The sequence below is a fragment of the Hymenobacter psychrophilus genome, from assembly GCF_900107135.1.
In the GTDB taxonomy this organism is placed as follows: domain Bacteria; phylum Bacteroidota; class Bacteroidia; order Cytophagales; family Hymenobacteraceae; genus Hymenobacter; species Hymenobacter psychrophilus.
Window position 1 is genome coordinate 126,999 of sequence record NZ_FNOV01000004.1, and the last position, 18,030, is coordinate 145,028.

The window sequence follows — 18,030 nt, forward strand, 5'->3', positions numbered from 1 at the left end:
CTTTCCCCTCCATATAACCGCGACCTCCCGTGTCCAAAGAAATAAAAGTAGCCCTGCTGGGTATAGTAGCCGTGGCCCTGCTCATTTTTGGCTTCAACTTCTTGAAGGGCAGCAATATCCTGTCGTCTGACCGCACGTACTTTGCCAAGTATGACAACGTAGACGGGCTGGCTATTGGCAACCCCGTGATTCTGAACGGCATCAAGGTGGGCCAGGTGAAGCAGATGGAACTGCTGCCCGAGGAAGCCAACCGCGTAAAAGTGTCGGTCGAGCTGCAGAAGGGCGTAACGGTGGGCGACTCGACCGTGGCCAGCCTGAGCGGCTCGTTGCTGGGCTCGAAAACCATTACCCTGTTTCTGGGCCGCAACTCCCAGGTGTTTGATGGTGGCGAGGAGCTGAAGTCGTACACCGTGGCCAGCCTCACCGACGCGTTCCAGGCCAAGGCCCTGCCGGTGCTGGGTACCGTCGATTCGACGCTGACCAAGGTAAACGCCTTCCTCAATAAGGATGCCCGCCTGAGCCTGCAAGCCACGCTGCTCAACAGCCAGGCGGCCACCGAGGCGCTCAAAAACCTGCTGCTGCTCAACCAGCGCAACATCAACCAGATTACCAGCAACATGGCCACGCTCACGGCCGACCTGAACAAGACAAGCAAGAAGTTCGACCGCGTAGCCTCCAACTTCGCCCTGCTTAGCGACTCGCTAAAGGATGCGCCCGTCGGCCCGGCCATGCGTAAGCTCAACAACACCATGACCGAGGCCCAGAGCGCCATTACCACCCTCAACCGCTCGCTCACCGACCAGCAGGGCTCGTTGGGTAAGCTGCTCAGCGACAGCACTCTCTACCGTAACCTCAACGCCACCGCCGCCAGCTCCAACGCCCTGATTTCCGACCTGCAGGCCAACCCCAAAAAGTACGTGCATTTCTCGGTGTTTGGCGGCGGCAAGAAGTCGAAGAAGGAAGTGGAAACCACCGTGACCAAGCCCAACGGCACGGTTATCGAAACCGAAATGGAAACCAAAACGGTGAAATAGCCCGGCCGGCTTCCGCCAATCTGCTTACCTTTGAAATCCGCCCACCCAGGCGGATTTCTTTGCTTTTAACTGGTATCTGAAATGGTTGGAACTGGTAACAAGGACAGTGTCATGCTGAGCATGTGGCGCATAGAGCCAGAGTACGCCAGCCGTAGTCGAAGCATCTCTACCACCAGGTAACTCTGTTGACTAAACGAAGCGGTAGAGATGCTTCGGCAGGCTCAGCATGACCGTTCTTTCTAGCAGTTCAAATCTACCCCACCCAATTCTACCCACCCACCCATTCCCACCCCATGAACCTCGAATTCAACAAAAACGAAGACAGCCTTAAGCAACTCCTGTTTCAACTCTCGCAGCGCCGCAAGCGCGTGGCCCTCGGCGGCGGCGAAAAGCGCATTGCCAAGCACAAGGAAAAGGGCAAGCTCACGGCCCGGGAGCGGATTACGTATTTGTTGGACGAGGGCGCGGAAACGGTGGAAATCGGAGCCTTCGCGGGCGAAGGCATGTACCAGGAGGAAGGCGGCTGCCCCGGCGGCGGCGTGGTGGTGGTCATTGGCTGGGTGCAGGGCCGGCAGTGCGTGGTGGTGGCCAACGACGCCACCGTGAAGGCCGGGGCCTGGTTCCCGATTACGGCCAAGAAGAACCTGCGGGCCCAGGAAATCAGCATCGAAAACAAGCTGCCCATCATCTACCTCGTCGATTCGGCGGGCGTGTACCTGCCCATGCAGGACGAAATCTTTCCCGATAAGGAGCACTTCGGCCGCATCTTCCGCAACAACGCCGTGATGAGTTCTATGGGCATCGTGCAGCTGGCCGCCATCATGGGCCCCTGCGTGGCCGGCGGGGCCTACCTGCCCATTATGAGCGACGAGGCCATGATTGTGGACGGCACCGGCTCGGTATTCCTGGCGGGCTCCTACCTGGTGAAATCGGCCATTGGCGAATCCATCGACAACGAGACCCTGGGTGGGGCCAGCACCCACTCCGAAATTTCGGGCGTCACGGACTACAAGTTCGAAAACGATGAGCAGTGCCTCGACCACATTCGTAACATCTTCGACAAGATGGGCGGCCAGGCCACGGCCGGCTTCTCGCGTAAGGAAGCTGCCGCGCCCAAGGAAAACCCCACGGAAATGCTGGGCCTGCTGCCCGCCGACCGCGCCAAGCCCTACGACATGATGGACATCATCAACCGGCTGGTCGACAATTCGGAGTTTGAGCCCTACAAAGACCTCTACGGCCAGACGCTGATTTGCGGGCTGGCGCGCATCGAGGGCTGGGCCGTGGGCATTGTGGCCAACCAGCGCAAAATCGTGAAGACCAAGAAGGGCGCCATGCAGATGGGCGGCGTCATCTACTCCGACTCGGCCGACAAGGCGGCGCGCTTCATCATGAACTGCAACCAGAAGAAGATTCCGCTGGTGTTCCTGCACGACGTGTCGGGCTTCATGGTGGGCTCCCAGAGTGAGCACGGCGGCATCATCAAGGACGGGGCGAAGATGGTGAATGCCATGGCCAACTCGGTGGTGCCCAAGTTCTCGGTCATCATCGGCAACAGCTACGGAGCCGGCAACTACGCCATGTGCGGCAAAGCCTACGACCCGCGCCTGATCGTGGCCTGGCCCACCGCCCAACTGGCCGTGATGAGCGGCGCGGCGGCCGCCAACACCCTGCTCCAGATTCAGGTGGCCTCGCTCAAAGCCAAGGGCCAGGAAATCACGCCCGAAGCCGAGAAGGAGTTGCTCGACACCATCAAGGCCCGCTACGAGGAGCAACTCTCGCCCTACTACGCCGCGGCCCGCCTCTGGGTCGATGCCATCATCGACCCGCTGGAAACCCGCAAAGTCATTTCCCAGGGCATCAGCATGGCCAACCACGCGCCCATTGAAAAGGCGTACAACGTGGGCGTGATTCAGGTGTGAGGAACAATTAATCCGTGAAATGGCAGCAGGATGTGGTACGGTATAACATTTCTGGTAGGAATAGGCCTAATTGGAGCAAGCTTCTATGTCTTTAGTAGTAAGATGGCACTGCTCAAACATGGTGAAGTAACGACTGCTACGGTTGTTGAGGTGAAGCGTATCACTGACAGTGATGGATACAGCTACCGTCCAGTGTATCGTTATGTAACCCGCGCAAACGAAGTGCTAACCCACGAGCCGAATTATTCCAGCAATCCTTCCAACTGGGAAGTAGGGGAGGTGATTCAAGCAGTTTATGACCCCAATGACCCTGCAGAGGTCACGATTTTGACGTACTTCGGCACCTTCGGCGTTAGTGCAATTCTCTTGGCCGCTGGAGTTGCTGCTATTATTATGGGTGGGGGCTATTACCTGGCTAGTAATTTTCTAAGCAGCTTTAGCCAGAAATAGCGCTGCATACTTAACGATGCTCCAGGCCCGCCAACTCTATTCGGAGCGGCGGGCCGCTGGCGTAATGGGGGCAGCGGCTTATCTTCATGTCTATGAAAACGCTCTATATCCTGGCGGGCTGCAACGGGGCGGGCAAAACCACGGCCGCTTATGCGCTAATGCCGAATCTGCTGGGTTGTCGGGAGTTCGTGAATGCGGATGAAATTGCGCGGGGCTTCTCGCCGTTTCAGCTGGAAACGGTGAGCGTGCCGGCCGTTGGGAGAATAATACATTCGTTCCGATTGAGAAGATATACAACGTGGACGTGATTCAGGTGTGATGACTATTTTGTTAGATGAAGTACCGCAGTTTCGCTGGCAAACACATTTAGGCCGACTGCTACCGGCAATCCGTCAGCAGGTGGAGGAATTGACCTGGGTTATTTCGAATCTGCAATGCTGGCACCTTGGGGACTTCATTCCGACAGTTGCCGAATGGGAAGAGCAGATGGAGCGCTACTACTCATACACGGTAGTATCTGGCAAGACGCTGTATGACACCATGGCTGACACCGATATACAAGTGGTGTGGGGTGTTTTCTGTGGCGTAACGGGCAACGCGCCAGATTTATCAAAAGATGAAGTGCCTTACGCTGACGGAAACAGAGAGCTATGGACAAAGCCAGAGGCGTTTCAATTGGCAGCTTCTGAAATAGAAATAGTTTGCTTCGATAGCGACGTGACTTTGGTGAAGTTTCGGAATGAAAACATTGGTCGGCAGTTTTTAGAAGTGTTTTCTGACGGGAAAATCCTTTAGACAACAACTTATGTACAATGACTTCAATAAGCAGCAGAAGGAACTTTGCGATTTGATGATTAGCCTCTCAGAAGAGGCGTGGTGTGCAGGCTGGATGGACGGGCTGGAATACGCTTTATGGCATATCGTAAATCATGGGCCAGCACGATACGGCCGTAAGCTTATCAGTGAGGAAACTATCCAGCAGTTAAAAAAACTGTCTCAACATGCTCAAAGCTGGATAACATTTGATGAGCTAACCGAAGAAACAGCAGTTCCTATATCTGAATGGCGTCAAATGTTCCAACTAGCCAACCCGAATCAATACTTTATAGAATTGGGGGACTCATGAAAACGCTTTACATCCTGGCGGGCTGCAACGGAGCGGGCAAAACCACGGCCGCCTACGCGTTGCTGCCGAATCTGCTGGGTTGCCGGGAGTTCGTGAATGCCGATGAAATTGCGCGGGGCCTCTCGCCGTTTCAGCCGGAAACCGTGAGCGTTCAGGCCGGCCGGCTGATGCTCACGCGGCTGCGGGAGCTACTGGCGGCCGGCGAAACGTTTGCGCTGGAAACCACGCTGGCCACGCGGCACTACCTGGCCTTTATCCGAGAGGCCCGGCAGCGGGGCTACGCGGTGCATCTGCTGTTTTTCTGGCTTAGCTCCGTGGAAGCCGCCGTCGAGCGGGTCCGGGTGCGGGTGCTGGAAGGCGGCCACAACATCCCGGAAGAGGTAATCCGGCGGCGCTATGAACTGGGGCTGCGGTATTTTTTTGGCCGATACCGGAACGCCGTGGATAACTGGACGTTTGTTGATAATACGCACGGAAGACCCGAGAGAATAGCTGAGCACGAGTCAGGACGGACAGCTATTCTAAATCCTGTAATTTGGGAATCCTTAACCGCCCAGCACAGATGAACCAACCATCACAAGGCACTACTACCAGTCAGCAGATTCAGGAAGGCTTGGATGCAGCCTATGAGCATATGCTGGCTTTTAAACGCTACAAACAAACGCCGGTCGTCATCGTGCAGAATGGGCAGGTGGTAGCTGTTTCCCCTGATGAATTGCCCCCCGCCGCCTCAAAAGCAGCTTGAGTATTGTCGCCGTTGCTTCTCATACCCCGGCCCGCCAGTTCCACCCGGGGCGGCGGGCCGCTGGCGTTTTGGGGGCGCCGCCCCAGCGTGGGGCCGTTGCAACCTGACTAAAGCGCCAAAAACCTGAAACGGCCGTAATTTGCCCGCCCACTTCGCTTATTTCGCTATGGCCAAGAAGCCAACCCCGGCTCCCCAGCCCGCCCTCGTCCACATTCCGGTTGCCAGCGCGGGCGCCGACTCGCTTTCCAAGGAGCAGAAAGCCTTTAACCGGCTCACCAAGCGCATTGGCAAGCTCGAAGGGGAAGTGAGCGAATTTCGGGCCGCCGCCGACCAGCTGCGCCAGCGGGTGCAGAACGAGTACCGGCCCCTGCAAACCCGGCACCACGACCAGCGGGCCGCCTTGGTACGGGCGCTGGGCCACGCCTACGAGCACCAGAAGCTCACCAAAACCGAGCGCAACAAAATTGTGGATTTAGTCGTGCACCGCTGCGCCGACCTGCTCGACCGCGGCTACGACGATTTGGAGCCTATTTTCGATACGCTCGACCCGCCGCCCACGGCCGAAGAGGCTGCCGCGCTGGCCGCCGATGAAGCCGACCTGGAGGCGCAAACGGCCGAGATGATGAAGGATATGTACCGGCGGCAGTTCGGCATCGAGTTCGATGAGGATGCCGACGTGAGCACGCCCGCGAAGTTTCAGGCCTACGTGACCCAACAGCTGGCCGCCCGGAAAGCCGAGTACGAGCAGCAGGAGGCCGAAGCCCAGGAGCGCCGCGCCAAACGCAAAAAGAGCCCCAAACAGCAGGCCGCCGCCGACAAGAAAAAGGCCGAGGAGCAGAACACCACCCAGGCCGTGCGTACCTTGTACATGGACCTGGTGAAGCACCTGCACCCCGACCGGGAGCCCGACGAGGCCGAGAAAATCCGTAAAACCGAGCTGCTGGCCCGCGTCACGACTGCCTATAAGGCCGGCGAGTTGCTCACGCTGCTGCGCCTGCAGCTCGAACTCAATCGCATCGACCAGGCCCACCTCGAAAACCTGGCCGAAGACCGGCTGCGCTACTTCAACAAGCTGCTGCGCGAGCAGGCCCGCGAGCTGGACCAGCAGCTGTTCGACGAGCAAACGGCGTTGCAGAGTTTCACCGGGCAGGGGTACTTTTACACCACTAGCCGCGCTGCGATGGAGTTGGATTTTCTGCACATGAAGGCGAACCTGGAACAGAAAATCCGGCAGCTCGAAGCGGAAGTAACGGCCTTCGGCCACGACCCCAACGCCCTGAAGGCATTCCTGAAAGACTACAAAATTCCGCGGCCCGGCGCGGGGCCGATGTATATTAAGCTGTAAAGCGGATCTTCGCGATACAGCGGTTTTCAGCCGAACAAAGTGGCCTGGTCGGGGTGTTACCTACTGGCAACCCGCGGCGCAAATCCGCGTCGGTTGTGTCCATTCGTTTCTGGTGCCCGTTTTGGCGCCCGCCCTGTTTTCATTACCGCCCGCCGCTTTCTCCCTCATGACCAACCGCGAAATCAAGGCCCTCATTTCCCTGCTCGACGACCCGGAAATTGCTCCTCATGCGGAGGACAAAATCCAGACGCTGGGCGAAACCATTATTCCGTTTCTGGAGGAAAGCTGGGAAGAAAGCCTCGACCCGCGCCAGCAGCAACGCCTCGAAGACCTGATCCATCATCTGCAGTTTGAGGGCCTGCAGCAGCGCTTTCGGGTGTGGCGCGAGGCAGGGGCCGAAAACCTGCTGGAGGGCATGTGGCTGCTGAATTCCTACCAGTACCCCGACGCCGATTTTCAGAGCCTGAACCGGGCCATCGAGCAGCTGCGGTTCGAGGTCTGGACGCTGCTGCAGCCCGAAATGCACCCCGCCGACCAGGTCCAGACGCTCAACCACGTGCTGTTTCGGGCCCATAAGTTCGCGGCCAACACTCAGAACTTCCACTCGCCGGCTAACTCCATGCTGCACCGGGTGCTGGAAACCAAGCGTGGCAACCCGCTCACACTCTGCGTGATTTACCTGCTGGTGGCCCAGCGCCTTAAACTGCCGGTTTTTGGCGTGAACCTGCCCAACCTGTTCGTGCTCACCTACCAGCTGGAGCCGCCCTTGGAGCCCTTCTACATCAACTGCTACAACCGCGGCCTGGTGCTTTCGCGCACCGATATCGAGCATTACGTGCAGCAGCTCAACCTCACCCCCAACGACATCTTCTTCCAGCCCTGCACCCACCTCGACATTGTGCGCCGGGCCCTGCGCAACCTGCAGCTTAGCTTCGAGAAGCTGCAGGAGCCCGCCAAGGCCGTGGAAGTCGGTCAGCTGCTGGCCATCCTCACCGACGACCCGCAACCCTCCGACACTGACCCCAACGAATAGCAGCGAAGAGTAAACGGCCACGGCCGGCCCGCGCCCTGGCGCAGGCCGGCCGTGGCCGTTTACTGGGAAGCAAGTCTGGATTAAAACCGCTTAATCAGGCAGCCGGCGGCACGTTTGTCGGCTACGCCGGCGGGGCGGCCGGCCAGCAGGTTGTCGAGCACCTGGGCCAGGTACTTTTCCTTTACGTAGTTCTCCACCTGCGGATTATCATCGATGGCACCTTTGTAGCGCACCGCAAAGCCGCCGTTGGCAGGCTGCAGCACAATTACTTCGGGGGTTTTGGTGGCGCCGAGCAGCGTGCTCACGGTCTGGCCTTCGTCGGTGAGTAGTGTTAGGGAGGCGCCACCAGTGGCCTTTACTTTCACCTTTTCGTTGGCATCAATAGCGGCCTCCACATTAATGGGCGTGTCGATGAACAGGAACTGCACGCCTTTGCCGCCGTAGTCGGCGCTGAGGGCCGCCAGCCGGTTCTGGTAGAGCATCGAGAAAGGGCAGGTCTGGTTGATGAACACCACAACCACCGCTTTGCTGCCGGCGTAGTTTTTCAGGCTGACTTCGGTGTTATCCTGCTTGAGGCTGAAATCGGCAACTGAGCGGCTGCCCTGGGCGCGGGCCGAGCTAACGGCGAAGATGCCGAACAGCAATGTGGCGGCGGCGAACAGGGAAATGCGGCGGAAAGTCATAGGGAAGTGGTAAAATTGTGAGCAGTGAAATCGTGAGTTGCTGTCTGCAGAATCTGGTGGCGCGCATTGCGCAAAGTGAGTTGTAGCACCTTTGGGGCTACAACTCACCGTTTCACTAGCTCATCATTTCACATTTCATCTACGCAGTAAGTGAGCACGTAATCGGGGGTGGGCTGAAAATAATGAATCTGGTGTTGGCGGCGGGAGTTTTCTAACAGCAGGTGTCCCGTCAAAACACCGGCCTCCCGTCGCTCAAACGGATTGAGCAGCAATTGCTCTTTAAACACCAGCCCCCGGCGACTATGCAGCTTGTAGAGCGTTTCCTTGGCACTCCAGTACAGGCAGTGCTTGGCTGCATCGTTGCCGGCGTCGGCCTGTTCGGTTTCCGATAGAAACCGCCGGGCCAGCTTTTGGGCTTTTGGGCGGATGAGTTCAATATCTGTGCCAACGGCTGCGGCACCCCGGGCAACCAGCGCCGCCACCCACTCGCCCGAGTGCGACAACGACACGCTGAAAGCGGGCAGACCGGTGAAATAAGGCCGACCGTTCGGGTCGTTTTCGAGCGGAGTGGGCGCATCGGTCAGCTCGCGCAGCAGCTGTGCGGCCAGCACGCGGGCCGCCAGCCACTGTTGGGCCCGCAGCTCGTCGCGGCCGTCGGGGAAGTGGGCCAGATAGTGCGCTGGGGTCGGAAGCTGCTCCCAGAGTCTATCTGCCGGCTCCGTCAGGTGCCACAGGCCCAGCAGAGCAGTAGCGGAAACAGGAGAGAGCGAATGCAGCGGCATGTGGTGGTTTGGCGATTTGGTGGGGCTATTTCGAGGGCAAAGGTACTGTCATCCTGCGCTTGCGCAGGACCGTATCACGTTGCTACGGTCGCTCCAGCGTGACACGGTCCTGCGCAAGCGCAGGATGACAGTACCTTTGCTCACCAAGCTATCAAACTATCAAACCACCGTGCGCCCATCTGTTCAGAAACTCGCTACCCTCACCGGCCACCGCGACTGCGTGTATGCCCTCACCGGCACGGTAGGGGAGGAGGTGGTGTATTCGGCCGGGCCCGACGGGTTGGTAGTCGCCTGGAACGCCGCCGCGCCGGAGCAGGATGGTGAGCTGGTGGCAAAGGTGGAAAATTCGGTGTACGCGCTGTGCCGGCTGCCAGAGCGCGATTTACTGGTGCTGGGCCATAATTTCCAGGGTGTGCAGGTGATTGACCTGGCTAGCAAACAACTGGCCTTCGCTACCGCACTGCCGCCCGTGGCCATCTTCGATATCTGCTATTCCGAAGTCCGGCAGCGCCTGTACGTGGCCCTGGCCGATGGCACGCTGGCGGTATTGCGCACCACCGATTTCCGGCTCGAAACCCTGCACCGCATCTCCGATAAAAGCCTGCGCTGCCTGGCGCTGCACGAGAAGCGTGGTGAGCTGGCCGTGGGGGGCTCCGACTGGCAGGTCCACATCCTCGACGCCGATTCGCTGGCCACTAAGTACACCATTGCCGAGGCCACCAACTCGGTGTTCACCTGCGCTTACTCGCCCGATGGCGGCCAGCTGCTGGCTGCCGGCCGCGACGCCCACCTGCGCACCTACGACGTGGCTGCTGGTTATGCGCCACTACGCACCGTGGTGGCCCATATGTTTACTATCAACCACCTCATTTTTTCGCCCGACGCCCGCCTGCTGGCCACCTGCAGCATGGACAAGAGCATCAAGCTCTGGGACGCCGCTACCGGGCAGCTGCTACGCGTTGTTGACCGCGCCCGCCACGCCGGCCACGGTACCTCCGTAAACAAGTTATTTTGGCCGGGAAGCCAGAATAGGCTAGTTTCGTGTAGCGACGACCGTAGTCTGGTGGTCTGGCAGGTAGAAGAAGCTAGGAGTTAGGAGCGAGAAGCTAGAAGGATGATTCGGCTGGCTGGAGTCAGCGAAAAGGCTCCTAATTTATTGCTCGATTCTGCCGGCCTTTCTGTCTGCCGTCTTCAATTCTAGCTTCTGGCTCCTAATTCCTAGCTTCTCAAAATGAAAATTACCGCCCTCGATATCCGGCAGCAAACCTTTGGAAAAGCCCTTCGTGGGCTGGATAAGGACGAAGTGCAGGCCTTTTTGCAAACCGTTTCGCAGCAGTGGGAGCGGATGGGCGACGAAAACCGGGAGCTGCGCCTCAAGCTGGAGCACGCCACCCAGGACGTGAGCAAGATGCGCGAGGTGGAAACCAGCCTGTACCGCACCCTCAAAACGGCCGAAGACACCAGCAACAGCATCACCGAGCAGGCCCAGCGCGATGCCGACCTGCGTATTCGGGAGGCCCAGCTGCAGGCCGAGGAGCTACTGGCCGCCGCCCGCCAAAAGTCGCGCACTGTGGTGGAGGATGCCTACCAGCAGGCCGAGCGCACAGTGGCCGATATGAAAAAGGAAGCCAACGCCCTGGGCCAGGAATGCCAGCGCCTCGAAAACCTGTTCGATGGCCTCACCCGCGACTTGCACCACCTGGCTTCCGACGCGCTGGATAAAGTGGAAAAAGCCCGCGCCCGACCCAAATCCGGCGCGGCGGCCATCCTTTCGCGGGCGGCCAGCGTAAAGGTGAACCGGCCACCCGCGGCCGACGAACTTTCCACCCCTGACGCTTCTGCCATGTACGTTTCCACCGCCGCTACCACTTCGGCCGCTGCTATTGCCGCGCCGGTTCCGGCCCGATCCGAATCGGCCGCCACCAATGGGTCGGCCGAAAGCCGCGCCACCCAGCCCGCCACCACCGGCTACAACCCCAAGCCGGGCCAGCAGCCCGACCCCAGCCAGGAGCCCGAGCGCCCGCGCAACCCCGACCAGCAGCCCGGGCCCGAAATTGAACGCCCCGGCGCACCGGCCGAAAACCCGGGCATCTCGCCCGCGCCCCGCATCGACCCGCCCGGCCCCATGCGCGTGCCCGATCCTGCGCCGCCGCGCGTGGAGCCCCCGGCTCCCGATATCCAGCCCATCGGCCCCAGCCACCCCGAAATTACCCAGCCTTCGCCCTCCATCCACCCTGGCCAACCAGGCATGGCTGCCACTCCCGTTTCGCTGGGCGAACGGTCATTTTTCGACGATATTTAATCGCATATGTTGCAGATGAAACTGATTTCGCAGATTGCGGATGCAGTTTTCTGCTCACTGAATAAAGCCTGCCTCTTGGGGCAGGCTTCGTTGTTTTTAAATGACTGATTGCGGCTGAGTGCTCGAACGTTAAACTCACCATTTTACCACTTCACCATCTTACCTATGGGCCAGATTGCACTCGAAGGCATGGAGTTCTTCGCCTTCCACGGTTATTACGACGAGGAGCAGAAAATCGGCAATAAGTATGGCATCGACCTGTTTATCGACACCGACCTGCACGCGGCCGGAACCTCCGACCAACTGGCCGAAACGGTGAACTACGAGGTGCTGTACCGGGTGGTGAGCGAGGAAATGCAGGCCCCCGCCCGTCTGCTCGAACACCTCGGCCACCGCGTACTCGACAGGGTGCTGGCCGAGTTTCCGTACGTGAACGGTGTGCGTGTCAGTGTCTCGAAGTTCAACCCGCCGCTGGGCGGCATCTGCCACCGGGCCCGCGTTACGCTGGAGCGCCGCCGCACCCAATAATACACCGCGTTCTTTCTGGCCGCTGCCTCCGACTGCCGGATGTAGCAGCTTAGCCTGAATTTTATAAAACTGCCCTCTAAAGCCTGTTGCGTACTGTGCGGCGGGTTTTGGAGGGCAGTTTTATATGCGCTTTTTAGTATTTACGAATTAATTCGTACTATATATTTGGATATACGACAGGTTTCGTATATGTTTGAAGTACGAATAATGTCGTACCTTCTATTGCTTGATTCACAATGACTAAAAAGATGATACCCAAGCCCACCGAATCAGAACTGGAGATTTTGCAGGTGCTCTGGCAGCATGGTCCCAGTACGGTGCGCTTCGTGAACGACGAGCTGAGCCAGCGCCGCGAAATCGGCTATACTACCACGCTCAAGCTGCTGCAGCTGATGCTGGAAAAAGTGCTGGTGCTGCGCGACGACGACACCCGCACCCACGTGTACCGGGCCGCGGTGCGCGAGGAGGAAACCCAGGGCCTGCTACTCGACAAGTTTGTGGACAGCGCCTTCGGGGGCTCGGCCATGAAGCTGGTGATGCAGGCGCTGGGTAACCGGCGCACCTCGCGCGAGGAGCTGGCCCAGATTCGCCGTCTGCTCAACGACATCGAGATTCAAAACGATACCAACTCACCCGCTAACGACGCTGCGCAATGAACTGGCTCGAACAACTGCTGCCTCCGGCCCTGGTGCGGGCCCTGGGCTGGACTTTGCTTCATTCGCTCTGGCAGGGGGCGGTAGTGGCGCTGGCGCTGGCCGGCCTGCTGCTACTGCTGCGCCGCCACTCGGCCCAGGTGCGCTACCGCACCACCGCCGCCGCTTTGGTTACGCTACTGCTGCTGTGCGGCCTCACATTCGGGCGCCACTATTACCAGGCGCCACCAGCCGGCCCGGCCACCATTGCCATAGTGCCGCCAACCGAAGCGGGAACCGCGCTGGCCGCTGTTGTAGCGGCAGCCCCGGCTGCCCGCTTGGCCGGCAACCCGGCCGCGCCCGGCTGGCTTAGCTCGTGGCAAACGTATTTCGATGCCAACCTGCCGCTGCTGGTTACCGTGTGGCTGATGGGCCTGCTGGTGATGATGCTGCGCCTGTTGGGTAGCCTGGCCTACGTGCAGCGCCTGCGGCGCTACCGGGTGCAGCCACTAGCCGCCGAGTGGCAGCAGCGGCTGGCCGCCCTGGCCGACCGTGCCGGCCTGAAGCAGCGCGTGGAGCTGCTCGAATCGGCCCTGGTAAAGGTGCCGGTAGTGGTGGGGCATTTGCGGCCGGTGGTGCTGCTGCCGCTGGGTGCCGTTACGGGCCTGGGTACGGCGTACCTGGAAGCCATTCTGGCCCACGAGCTGGCCCACGTGCAGCGCCGCGACTACCTGCTGAATCTGCTGCAGGCCGTGGCCGAAACGGTTCTCTTCTATCATCCGGGCGTGTGGTTTATGGCGGCCTGCCTGCGTACTGAGCGCGAAAACTGCTGCGACGACGTGGCCACGGCCCTGGTGGGCGGCAACCCGCTCACGGTGGCCCGCGCCCTGGCCGCCCTGGCCGAACTGACGGCTGCTCCCGCGCCTGTCGGTGCAGGCTTGGCGCTGTCGGCGCTGGGGCCCGATGGTTCGGTGCTGAGCCGCATCCGGCGGCTGGTGCAGGGCCGGCAGCGGCCCACGTTTGCCGAGGGCTTTATGGCTGCCTGCGTGGTACTTGTGGGCGTGGTGGTATTGAGCACTGCGGTGGCAATGGCCCGCCCGGCCGCTATTTCGTTGGCCGCCACGCTGGCCAAACCGGCTGCCGCCCTGCGCCGCGCTACTATGCCGGCCCCGATGCCACCTGCGGCAGCAACACCTGTTTCGGCCGCCGCAACCAGCGCCGAAGTCGGTTACCAGGAGTCGCTGCGTATTTTGAGCGTGTCGGCCGACGGGAAGGCCCGTGCCCGGCTCGGCAGTACCGAAGTAAGCTTCGATACTGTTCGCAACCCGCGGCTGATGCGCTGGTCGCGCGCTGGCCGCCGCGGCAACGACGCCGGCACGGTGATTATCAAGCGCGATAAGAAAGGCCGCCTCACGGAGCTGTTTGTGGATGGGCAACCGATTGACATTGCCCCGGCCCGCAAAAAAGGCGACCAGGTAGATGTGGTGCAGCTTGATAGCCGCTCGGTCAACCGGCCGCAAACCGATGCTCAGCAGCGCCTGGAAGAACTATCGTTGCGCATGAGCCGGGCGGCTTTGAGCGGCAGCTCAGCCAGCGCCACCGACGCGCGGGAACTGTCGGCCCTGGCACTGCTGGAGGCACAAAAAGCCCTAAGCGAAACAGATGTTGACAACATCACCCGCGATGCGCTGAGTAAGGTCGATTTTGAGGGCATCACCCGCGACGCTTTTGCCCAGGCCGAAAAGGAGTTGCAGGCCGCCGCCAAAAGAGCCCGCACCGATGAGGAGCGGGAGATGCTGGAAGACCAGCTGGACGAGCTACGCGACCGGCAGCAGGACCGGCTGGACGAACTGCACGACCAGCAGCAGCAGATCCGCCAGGACGCCGACCAGCAGCGCCGCGACCGGGAGCAGCAGCGTCGTGACCGAGAACAGCAAATGCGTGACCGGCAACAGGGGTTCCGCGACGCCGATCAGGCCCGCCGCGACGTTGAACAGGCCAAGCGGGATGCCGAACAGGCCAAGCGTGACGCAGCAACGAATGCCCTGCTGCGGGAACTGCGCAAGGACAACATCATCCAGAACACCAAAAACCTGCAGTTCAGCCTTTCGGCCAGCGGCCTGACGGTGAATGGCAAAAAGCAGCCGGCCGCCGTGCAGCAGAAGTATCTGCGGCTGGTGGAGCAGCTGCAGGGCCAGCCGCTGAAGGGCAACTACAACTTGAACTACCAGACTTCGGGCTCGACAACGACGACCGTGGGTTCTGGCTTGGGGCGCAACCTGCCTACGCCGCCCATGCCACCAGCGCCGGCTTCTCCGCCGGCCCTGCCCGCGCCGCCGCCCCCGCCGCCCGTGCTCACAACCGACGAAATCCGGGCCGAGCTGCGCCGCGACGGGCTGATTGGAGCCACTGACAAAGGTTTCCAGTTTCAGCTCAACAATAAAACCATGACCGTAAACGGCCAGCCGCAGCCCACTGCCGTGGCCGACCGGTACCGTCGCCTGCTGGGGGTGGAGCCCGCCACTGCTGGCAAAAGCAGCCGCACTATCCAGATTTCCGTGAGTGAGTAGCGGCATATGCCCGGACCGGCCGCCGCTGCAACGGCGGCCGGTTTTTTATCCGGAAGTTTCCTGGCAAACAGGCAACGGTTGAGGTGCCCGCTGCATCTATGGCGGCAAGCCGCCGGCCCGGGAATGGTTGCTGGCGGCGTTTTGGCCCGGTTGCCGGGTTTTGGGGCGGGGTGGTTCGTTACTTTTTTCTGCTGATTGGTTTGATTTCTTTACTCTCTCGTCGATTCGTCGTGAAGCATTTCTATGCCCTGTTGGGCCTGTTATTTTTGCTGCTGCTGGCTGGGCCGGGGCACGCCCAGAAGCTGGCTGCCGGCGCTAAAACCGCCGCGGCCGACAGCGCCGCCCTGCCGGCTCCGAAACGGCAGTTCCGGGCCACGCGCATTACCGAGGCCATCAAAATTGATGGTGACCTGGATGAGGCAGTCTGGCGGGAGGCGCCGATAGCGACCAGGTTCATCGAATCCCGGCCCACGCCCGGCCGGCCCGAGAAGCACGCCACCGAGGTGCGCATACTCTACGATGATGCCGCCTTTTACATCGGGGCCGTGATGCACGACGTGAGCCCCGATTCTATCTTCCGCGAGCTGACCCAGCGCGACGATTTGGGCAATACCGATTACTTCGCTGTATTCCTCGATACCTACCACGACAAGCTCAACGGCTACGGCTTCTTCCTGACGCCCGGCGGCGTGCAGCTCGATGCCCGCTACTCGCCCGCCGGGGGCGAAGATTTCAACTGGAACGCCGTGTGGATGAGCCAGACCAAGCTGCAAGGCAACGACTGGATAGCCGAAATCCGAATTCCATACTCGGCCATTCGCTTCAGCGACGCGATGGAGCAGGTGTGGGGCATCAATTTCGTTCGGCAGCGCCAGAGCACCCGCCAGCAGTTTTTCTGGAACGAGGTGAAGCCTCAGGTGGATGGTTTTGTAAACCAGTGGGGCGAGCTGCGCGGCCTGCGCGACATCAAGCCGCCGCTGCGCCTCTCGCTCACGCCCTACGTGTCGAGCTACTACAACCACTACCCCTTCAACGAGCAGGGCAAACGTAATTCCAGCACCAGCTTCAATGGCGGGGCCGATGTGAAATGGGGAATCAACGAAAGCTTCACGCTCGATGCCACGCTGGTTCCCGATTTTGGGCAGGTACAGAGCGACAATCAAGTACTCAATCTTTCGCCCTTCGAGGTGCAATACAACGAGAACCGGGCGTTTTTTACGGAGGGCACCGAGCTGTTCAATAAGGGCGGGCTGTTTTATTCGCGCCGGGTAGGCGGCCAGCCGCTGGGCTTTTATGATGTGGATAGCCGGCTAAGGGGCCGCAACAGGGAGCCTGATGGGCAAATCCGACAGGGCGAGTATGTGGTGAGCAACCCCGGCGTAACGCGGCTGCTGAACGCCACCAAAATATCGGGCCGTACCAAAAGCGGGCTGGGTGTGGGCGTGTTTAATGCCTTGAGCAACAACGTGTACGCCACCGTGCAGGACAGCACTACCGGCGAGCGGCGCGACGTGCTTACCCAGCCGTTTTCCAACTACAACATTTTCGTGCTCGACCAGAGCCTGAAAAACAACTCCTACGTTTCGCTCATCAACACCAACGTAACGCGCCAGGGCAGCACCTACGACGCCAACGTAACCGGCGGCCTGTTCCGGTTCGCCGACAAAGCCAACCGCTATGCCATCAAGGGCCAGGCCAACTACTCGCGGCGCCGGGGCACCGAGTTCGGCTCCGAGAAGCAGATTGACAACCAAGACGGGTACAAATACCAGCTGGAGCTGGCCAAAATCAGCGGCAACTGGAACTGGAGCGTCAACCACGGCATCGAGTCGGACACCTACGACCCCAACGATTTGGGCATCCTGTTCTCCAACAACTCCATCAACCAGGAGGCATCGGTCAGCTATAACAAGTACGAGCCTTTCTGGAAGCTGAACCGGTTCAACACAAACTTTGGCCTTTACCAGACCCTGCTCTATAAGCCCACGCGCTACCAGGATGTGGGCTTCTACTCGAGTTTCAACACCACTATCACCAAAAACTTCTTCTCGTTTGGTGGCAACATGGATGGTGGTTTGGTCCGGCACGAATTCTTTGAGCCCCGCCGCCAGCCGCTGGGGGAATACTACGTGCGCGTTCCGGCCAATATTGGCATGAACGGCTACGGCAGTTCCGATTACCGTAAAAAGCTGGCCTACGACGTGAGCCTGGCCGGCCGCTGGTACGCCGCCGACGGGGCCCGCACCGGTCGCAACGGCTACGACATCAACGTCAGCCCGCGCTACCGGGCCACCAACCAGCTCACGTTTCGCTACAGCTTCGACTGGTCCCTGCGCCGCAACGAAATCGGCTACGCCGGTAACCTGAACAAAAATGAGCCACTGGACCAGCCGTTCATTAAAAACAACGTGGCCGACGTAATCCTGGGTCGCCGCAACCGCACCACCACCACCAACACGGTGTCGGCCGGCTACACGTTCACCAATCGTATGTCGTTCACCATCCGCACCCGCCACTACGTGAGCGTGGCCCGCTACCGCGACTTTTCGCGCCTGAACCCTGCCGGTCAAGAGGAAACCGTGGGCTACCAGCGCAACCGCGACAACAGCTTCAACGCCTTCAACGTGGATGCCGTGTTCTCGTGGTGGTTTGCGCCCGGCTCGCAGATGACGGTGGTCTGGAAAAATGCGAATGCCAGCTCCCTGGCCGGCGACCAAACCCTGCCGCAGTACTTCACCAACTTCAATAACACGCTCAACACGCCCCACAACAACTCGGTGTCGGTGAAAGTGCTCTACTACCTTGACTACTTGACGCTGCGTCCGAAACAGAAGTAGCGGCCCGTTGTATGTGCCCGTTGCTGGGCGCGGCAAGCACG

18 protein-coding genes are annotated in these 18,030 nt (G+C 60.1%); 16 read left to right on the plus strand and 2 right to left on the minus strand.

Annotated features, from left to right (window positions below):
* The first annotated feature begins 29 nt into the window (after positions 1-29).
* The 10 genes from BLW21_RS07350 to BLW21_RS07395 all read left to right on the plus strand — a co-directional run bounded on the left by BLW21_RS07350 (position 30) and on the right by BLW21_RS07395 (position 7,655).
* Positions 30-1,034 carry an MlaD family protein gene (locus tag BLW21_RS07350; RefSeq protein WP_092738808.1) on the plus strand — a complete coding sequence of 335 codons (1,005 nt, stop codon included), beginning with the start codon at positions 30-32 and terminating at the stop codon, positions 1,032-1,034.
* 293 nt (positions 1,035-1,327) lie between these two features.
* On the plus strand, positions 1,328-2,956 hold the full coding sequence (locus BLW21_RS07355; RefSeq protein WP_092738809.1) for an acyl-CoA carboxylase subunit beta: 1,629 nt from the start codon (positions 1,328-1,330) through the stop codon (positions 2,954-2,956).
* A 102-nt stretch (positions 2,957-3,058) separates the two neighbouring features.
* Positions 3,059-3,406 carry a DUF3592 domain-containing protein gene (locus BLW21_RS07360; RefSeq protein WP_449404341.1) on the plus strand — a complete coding sequence of 116 codons (348 nt, stop codon included), beginning with the start codon at positions 3,059-3,061 and terminating at the stop codon, positions 3,404-3,406.
* 92 nt (positions 3,407-3,498) lie between these two features.
* Positions 3,499-3,714 carry a hypothetical protein gene (locus tag BLW21_RS07365; RefSeq protein WP_092738811.1) on the plus strand — a complete coding sequence of 72 codons (216 nt, stop codon included), beginning with the start codon at positions 3,499-3,501 and terminating at the stop codon, positions 3,712-3,714.
* 10 nt (positions 3,715-3,724) lie between these two features.
* Positions 3,725-4,201, plus strand: coding sequence for a hypothetical protein (locus BLW21_RS07370; RefSeq protein WP_092738812.1), 477 nt, complete (start codon positions 3,725-3,727; stop codon positions 4,199-4,201).
* 10 nt (positions 4,202-4,211) lie between these two features.
* On the plus strand, positions 4,212-4,532 hold the full coding sequence (locus BLW21_RS07375) for a hypothetical protein (RefSeq protein ID WP_092738813.1): 321 nt from the start codon (positions 4,212-4,214) through the stop codon (positions 4,530-4,532).
* Entirely contained in the window at positions 4,529-5,098 is a 570-nt protein-coding gene (locus tag BLW21_RS07380) for an ATPase (RefSeq protein ID WP_092738814.1), read from the plus strand. The genes BLW21_RS07375 and BLW21_RS07380 overlap by 4 nt, the downstream gene beginning before the upstream one ends.
* Entirely contained in the window at positions 5,095-5,277 is a 183-nt protein-coding gene (locus BLW21_RS07385; protein ID WP_092738815.1) for a hypothetical protein, read from the plus strand. Before BLW21_RS07380 ends, BLW21_RS07385 begins: the two co-directional genes overlap by 4 nt.
* Positions 5,278-5,443: 166 nt before the next feature.
* The gene (locus BLW21_RS07390) at positions 5,444-6,622 is read left to right on the plus strand and encodes a hypothetical protein (protein WP_092738816.1); all 1,179 of its coding nucleotides are present in this window, start codon (positions 5,444-5,446) and stop codon (positions 6,620-6,622) included.
* 166 nt (positions 6,623-6,788) lie between these two features.
* Positions 6,789-7,655: a transglutaminase-like domain-containing protein gene (locus BLW21_RS07395; RefSeq protein WP_092738817.1), complete on the plus strand. Its 867-nt coding sequence runs from the start codon at positions 6,789-6,791 to the stop codon at positions 7,653-7,655.
* Between the two features lie 80 nt (positions 7,656-7,735).
* Here the strand turns inward: BLW21_RS07395 and BLW21_RS07400 are convergent, their stop codons facing one another.
* Together BLW21_RS07400 and BLW21_RS07405 are read right to left on the minus strand one after the other, a co-directional pair.
* The gene (locus tag BLW21_RS07400) at positions 7,736-8,338 is read right to left on the minus strand and encodes a redoxin domain-containing protein (RefSeq protein ID WP_092738818.1); all 603 of its coding nucleotides are present in this window, start codon (positions 8,336-8,338) and stop codon (positions 7,736-7,738) included.
* Between the two features lie 128 nt (positions 8,339-8,466).
* Positions 8,467-9,120, minus strand: a complete 654-nt coding sequence (locus BLW21_RS07405) for a 4'-phosphopantetheinyl transferase superfamily protein (RefSeq protein ID WP_092738819.1) — start codon at positions 9,118-9,120, stop codon at positions 8,467-8,469.
* 169 nt (positions 9,121-9,289) lie between these two features.
* On the opposite strand from BLW21_RS07405, the gene BLW21_RS07410 reads away from it, so the two are divergent.
* The 6 genes from BLW21_RS07410 (at position 9,290) to BLW21_RS07435 (ending at position 17,989) form a co-directional block, all read left to right on the plus strand.
* On the plus strand, positions 9,290-10,216 hold the full coding sequence (locus BLW21_RS07410; RefSeq protein WP_092738820.1) for a WD40 repeat domain-containing protein: 927 nt from the start codon (positions 9,290-9,292) through the stop codon (positions 10,214-10,216).
* 135 nt (positions 10,217-10,351) lie between these two features.
* Positions 10,352-11,422, plus strand: coding sequence for a DivIVA domain-containing protein (locus BLW21_RS07415; protein WP_092738821.1), 1,071 nt, complete (start codon positions 10,352-10,354; stop codon positions 11,420-11,422).
* A 165-nt stretch (positions 11,423-11,587) separates the two neighbouring features.
* The gene (folB, locus tag BLW21_RS07420; protein WP_092738822.1) at positions 11,588-11,950 is read left to right on the plus strand and encodes a dihydroneopterin aldolase; all 363 of its coding nucleotides are present in this window, start codon (positions 11,588-11,590) and stop codon (positions 11,948-11,950) included.
* Between the two features lie 236 nt (positions 11,951-12,186).
* Positions 12,187-12,606: a BlaI/MecI/CopY family transcriptional regulator gene (locus BLW21_RS07425; RefSeq protein WP_092738823.1), complete on the plus strand. Its 420-nt coding sequence runs from the start codon at positions 12,187-12,189 to the stop codon at positions 12,604-12,606.
* The gene (locus tag BLW21_RS07430; RefSeq protein WP_092738824.1) at positions 12,603-15,152 is read left to right on the plus strand and encodes a M56 family metallopeptidase; all 2,550 of its coding nucleotides are present in this window, start codon (positions 12,603-12,605) and stop codon (positions 15,150-15,152) included. The genes BLW21_RS07425 and BLW21_RS07430 overlap by 4 nt, the downstream gene beginning before the upstream one ends.
* Before the next feature lie 200 nt (positions 15,153-15,352).
* Entirely contained in the window at positions 15,353-17,989 is a 2,637-nt protein-coding gene (locus BLW21_RS07435) for a DUF5916 domain-containing protein (RefSeq protein ID WP_175470893.1), read from the plus strand.
* The last annotated feature ends 41 nt before the right edge of the window (positions 17,990-18,030 follow it).

Coding starts and splice junctions, on each gene's coding strand:
- BLW21_RS07375 (WP_092738813.1), top strand. CDS start 4,212: ATGTACAATGACTTCAATAAGCAGCAGAAGGAACTTTGCGATTTGATG.
- BLW21_RS07430 (WP_092738824.1), top strand. CDS start 12,603: ATGAACTGGCTCGAACAACTGCTGCCTCCGGCCCTGGTGCGGGCCCTG.
- BLW21_RS07380 (WP_092738814.1), top strand. CDS start 4,529: ATGAAAACGCTTTACATCCTGGCGGGCTGCAACGGAGCGGGCAAAACC.
- BLW21_RS07365 (WP_092738811.1), top strand. CDS start 3,499: ATGAAAACGCTCTATATCCTGGCGGGCTGCAACGGGGCGGGCAAAACC.
- BLW21_RS07360 (WP_449404341.1), top strand. CDS start 3,059: ATGGCACTGCTCAAACATGGTGAAGTAACGACTGCTACGGTTGTTGAG.
- BLW21_RS07405 (WP_092738819.1), bottom strand. CDS start 9,120: ATGCCGCTGCATTCGCTCTCTCCTGTTTCCGCTACTGCTCTGCTGGGC.
- BLW21_RS07370 (WP_092738812.1), top strand. CDS start 3,725: ATGACTATTTTGTTAGATGAAGTACCGCAGTTTCGCTGGCAAACACAT.
- BLW21_RS07395 (WP_092738817.1), top strand. CDS start 6,789: ATGACCAACCGCGAAATCAAGGCCCTCATTTCCCTGCTCGACGACCCG.
- BLW21_RS07415 (WP_092738821.1), top strand. CDS start 10,352: ATGAAAATTACCGCCCTCGATATCCGGCAGCAAACCTTTGGAAAAGCC.
- BLW21_RS07355 (WP_092738809.1), top strand. CDS start 1,328: ATGAACCTCGAATTCAACAAAAACGAAGACAGCCTTAAGCAACTCCTG.
- BLW21_RS07390 (WP_092738816.1), top strand. CDS start 5,444: ATGGCCAAGAAGCCAACCCCGGCTCCCCAGCCCGCCCTCGTCCACATT.
- BLW21_RS07425 (WP_092738823.1), top strand. CDS start 12,187: ATGACTAAAAAGATGATACCCAAGCCCACCGAATCAGAACTGGAGATT.
- folB (WP_092738822.1), top strand. CDS start 11,588: ATGGGCCAGATTGCACTCGAAGGCATGGAGTTCTTCGCCTTCCACGGT.
- BLW21_RS07385 (WP_092738815.1), top strand. CDS start 5,095: ATGAACCAACCATCACAAGGCACTACTACCAGTCAGCAGATTCAGGAA.
- BLW21_RS07400 (WP_092738818.1), bottom strand. CDS start 8,338: ATGACTTTCCGCCGCATTTCCCTGTTCGCCGCCGCCACATTGCTGTTC.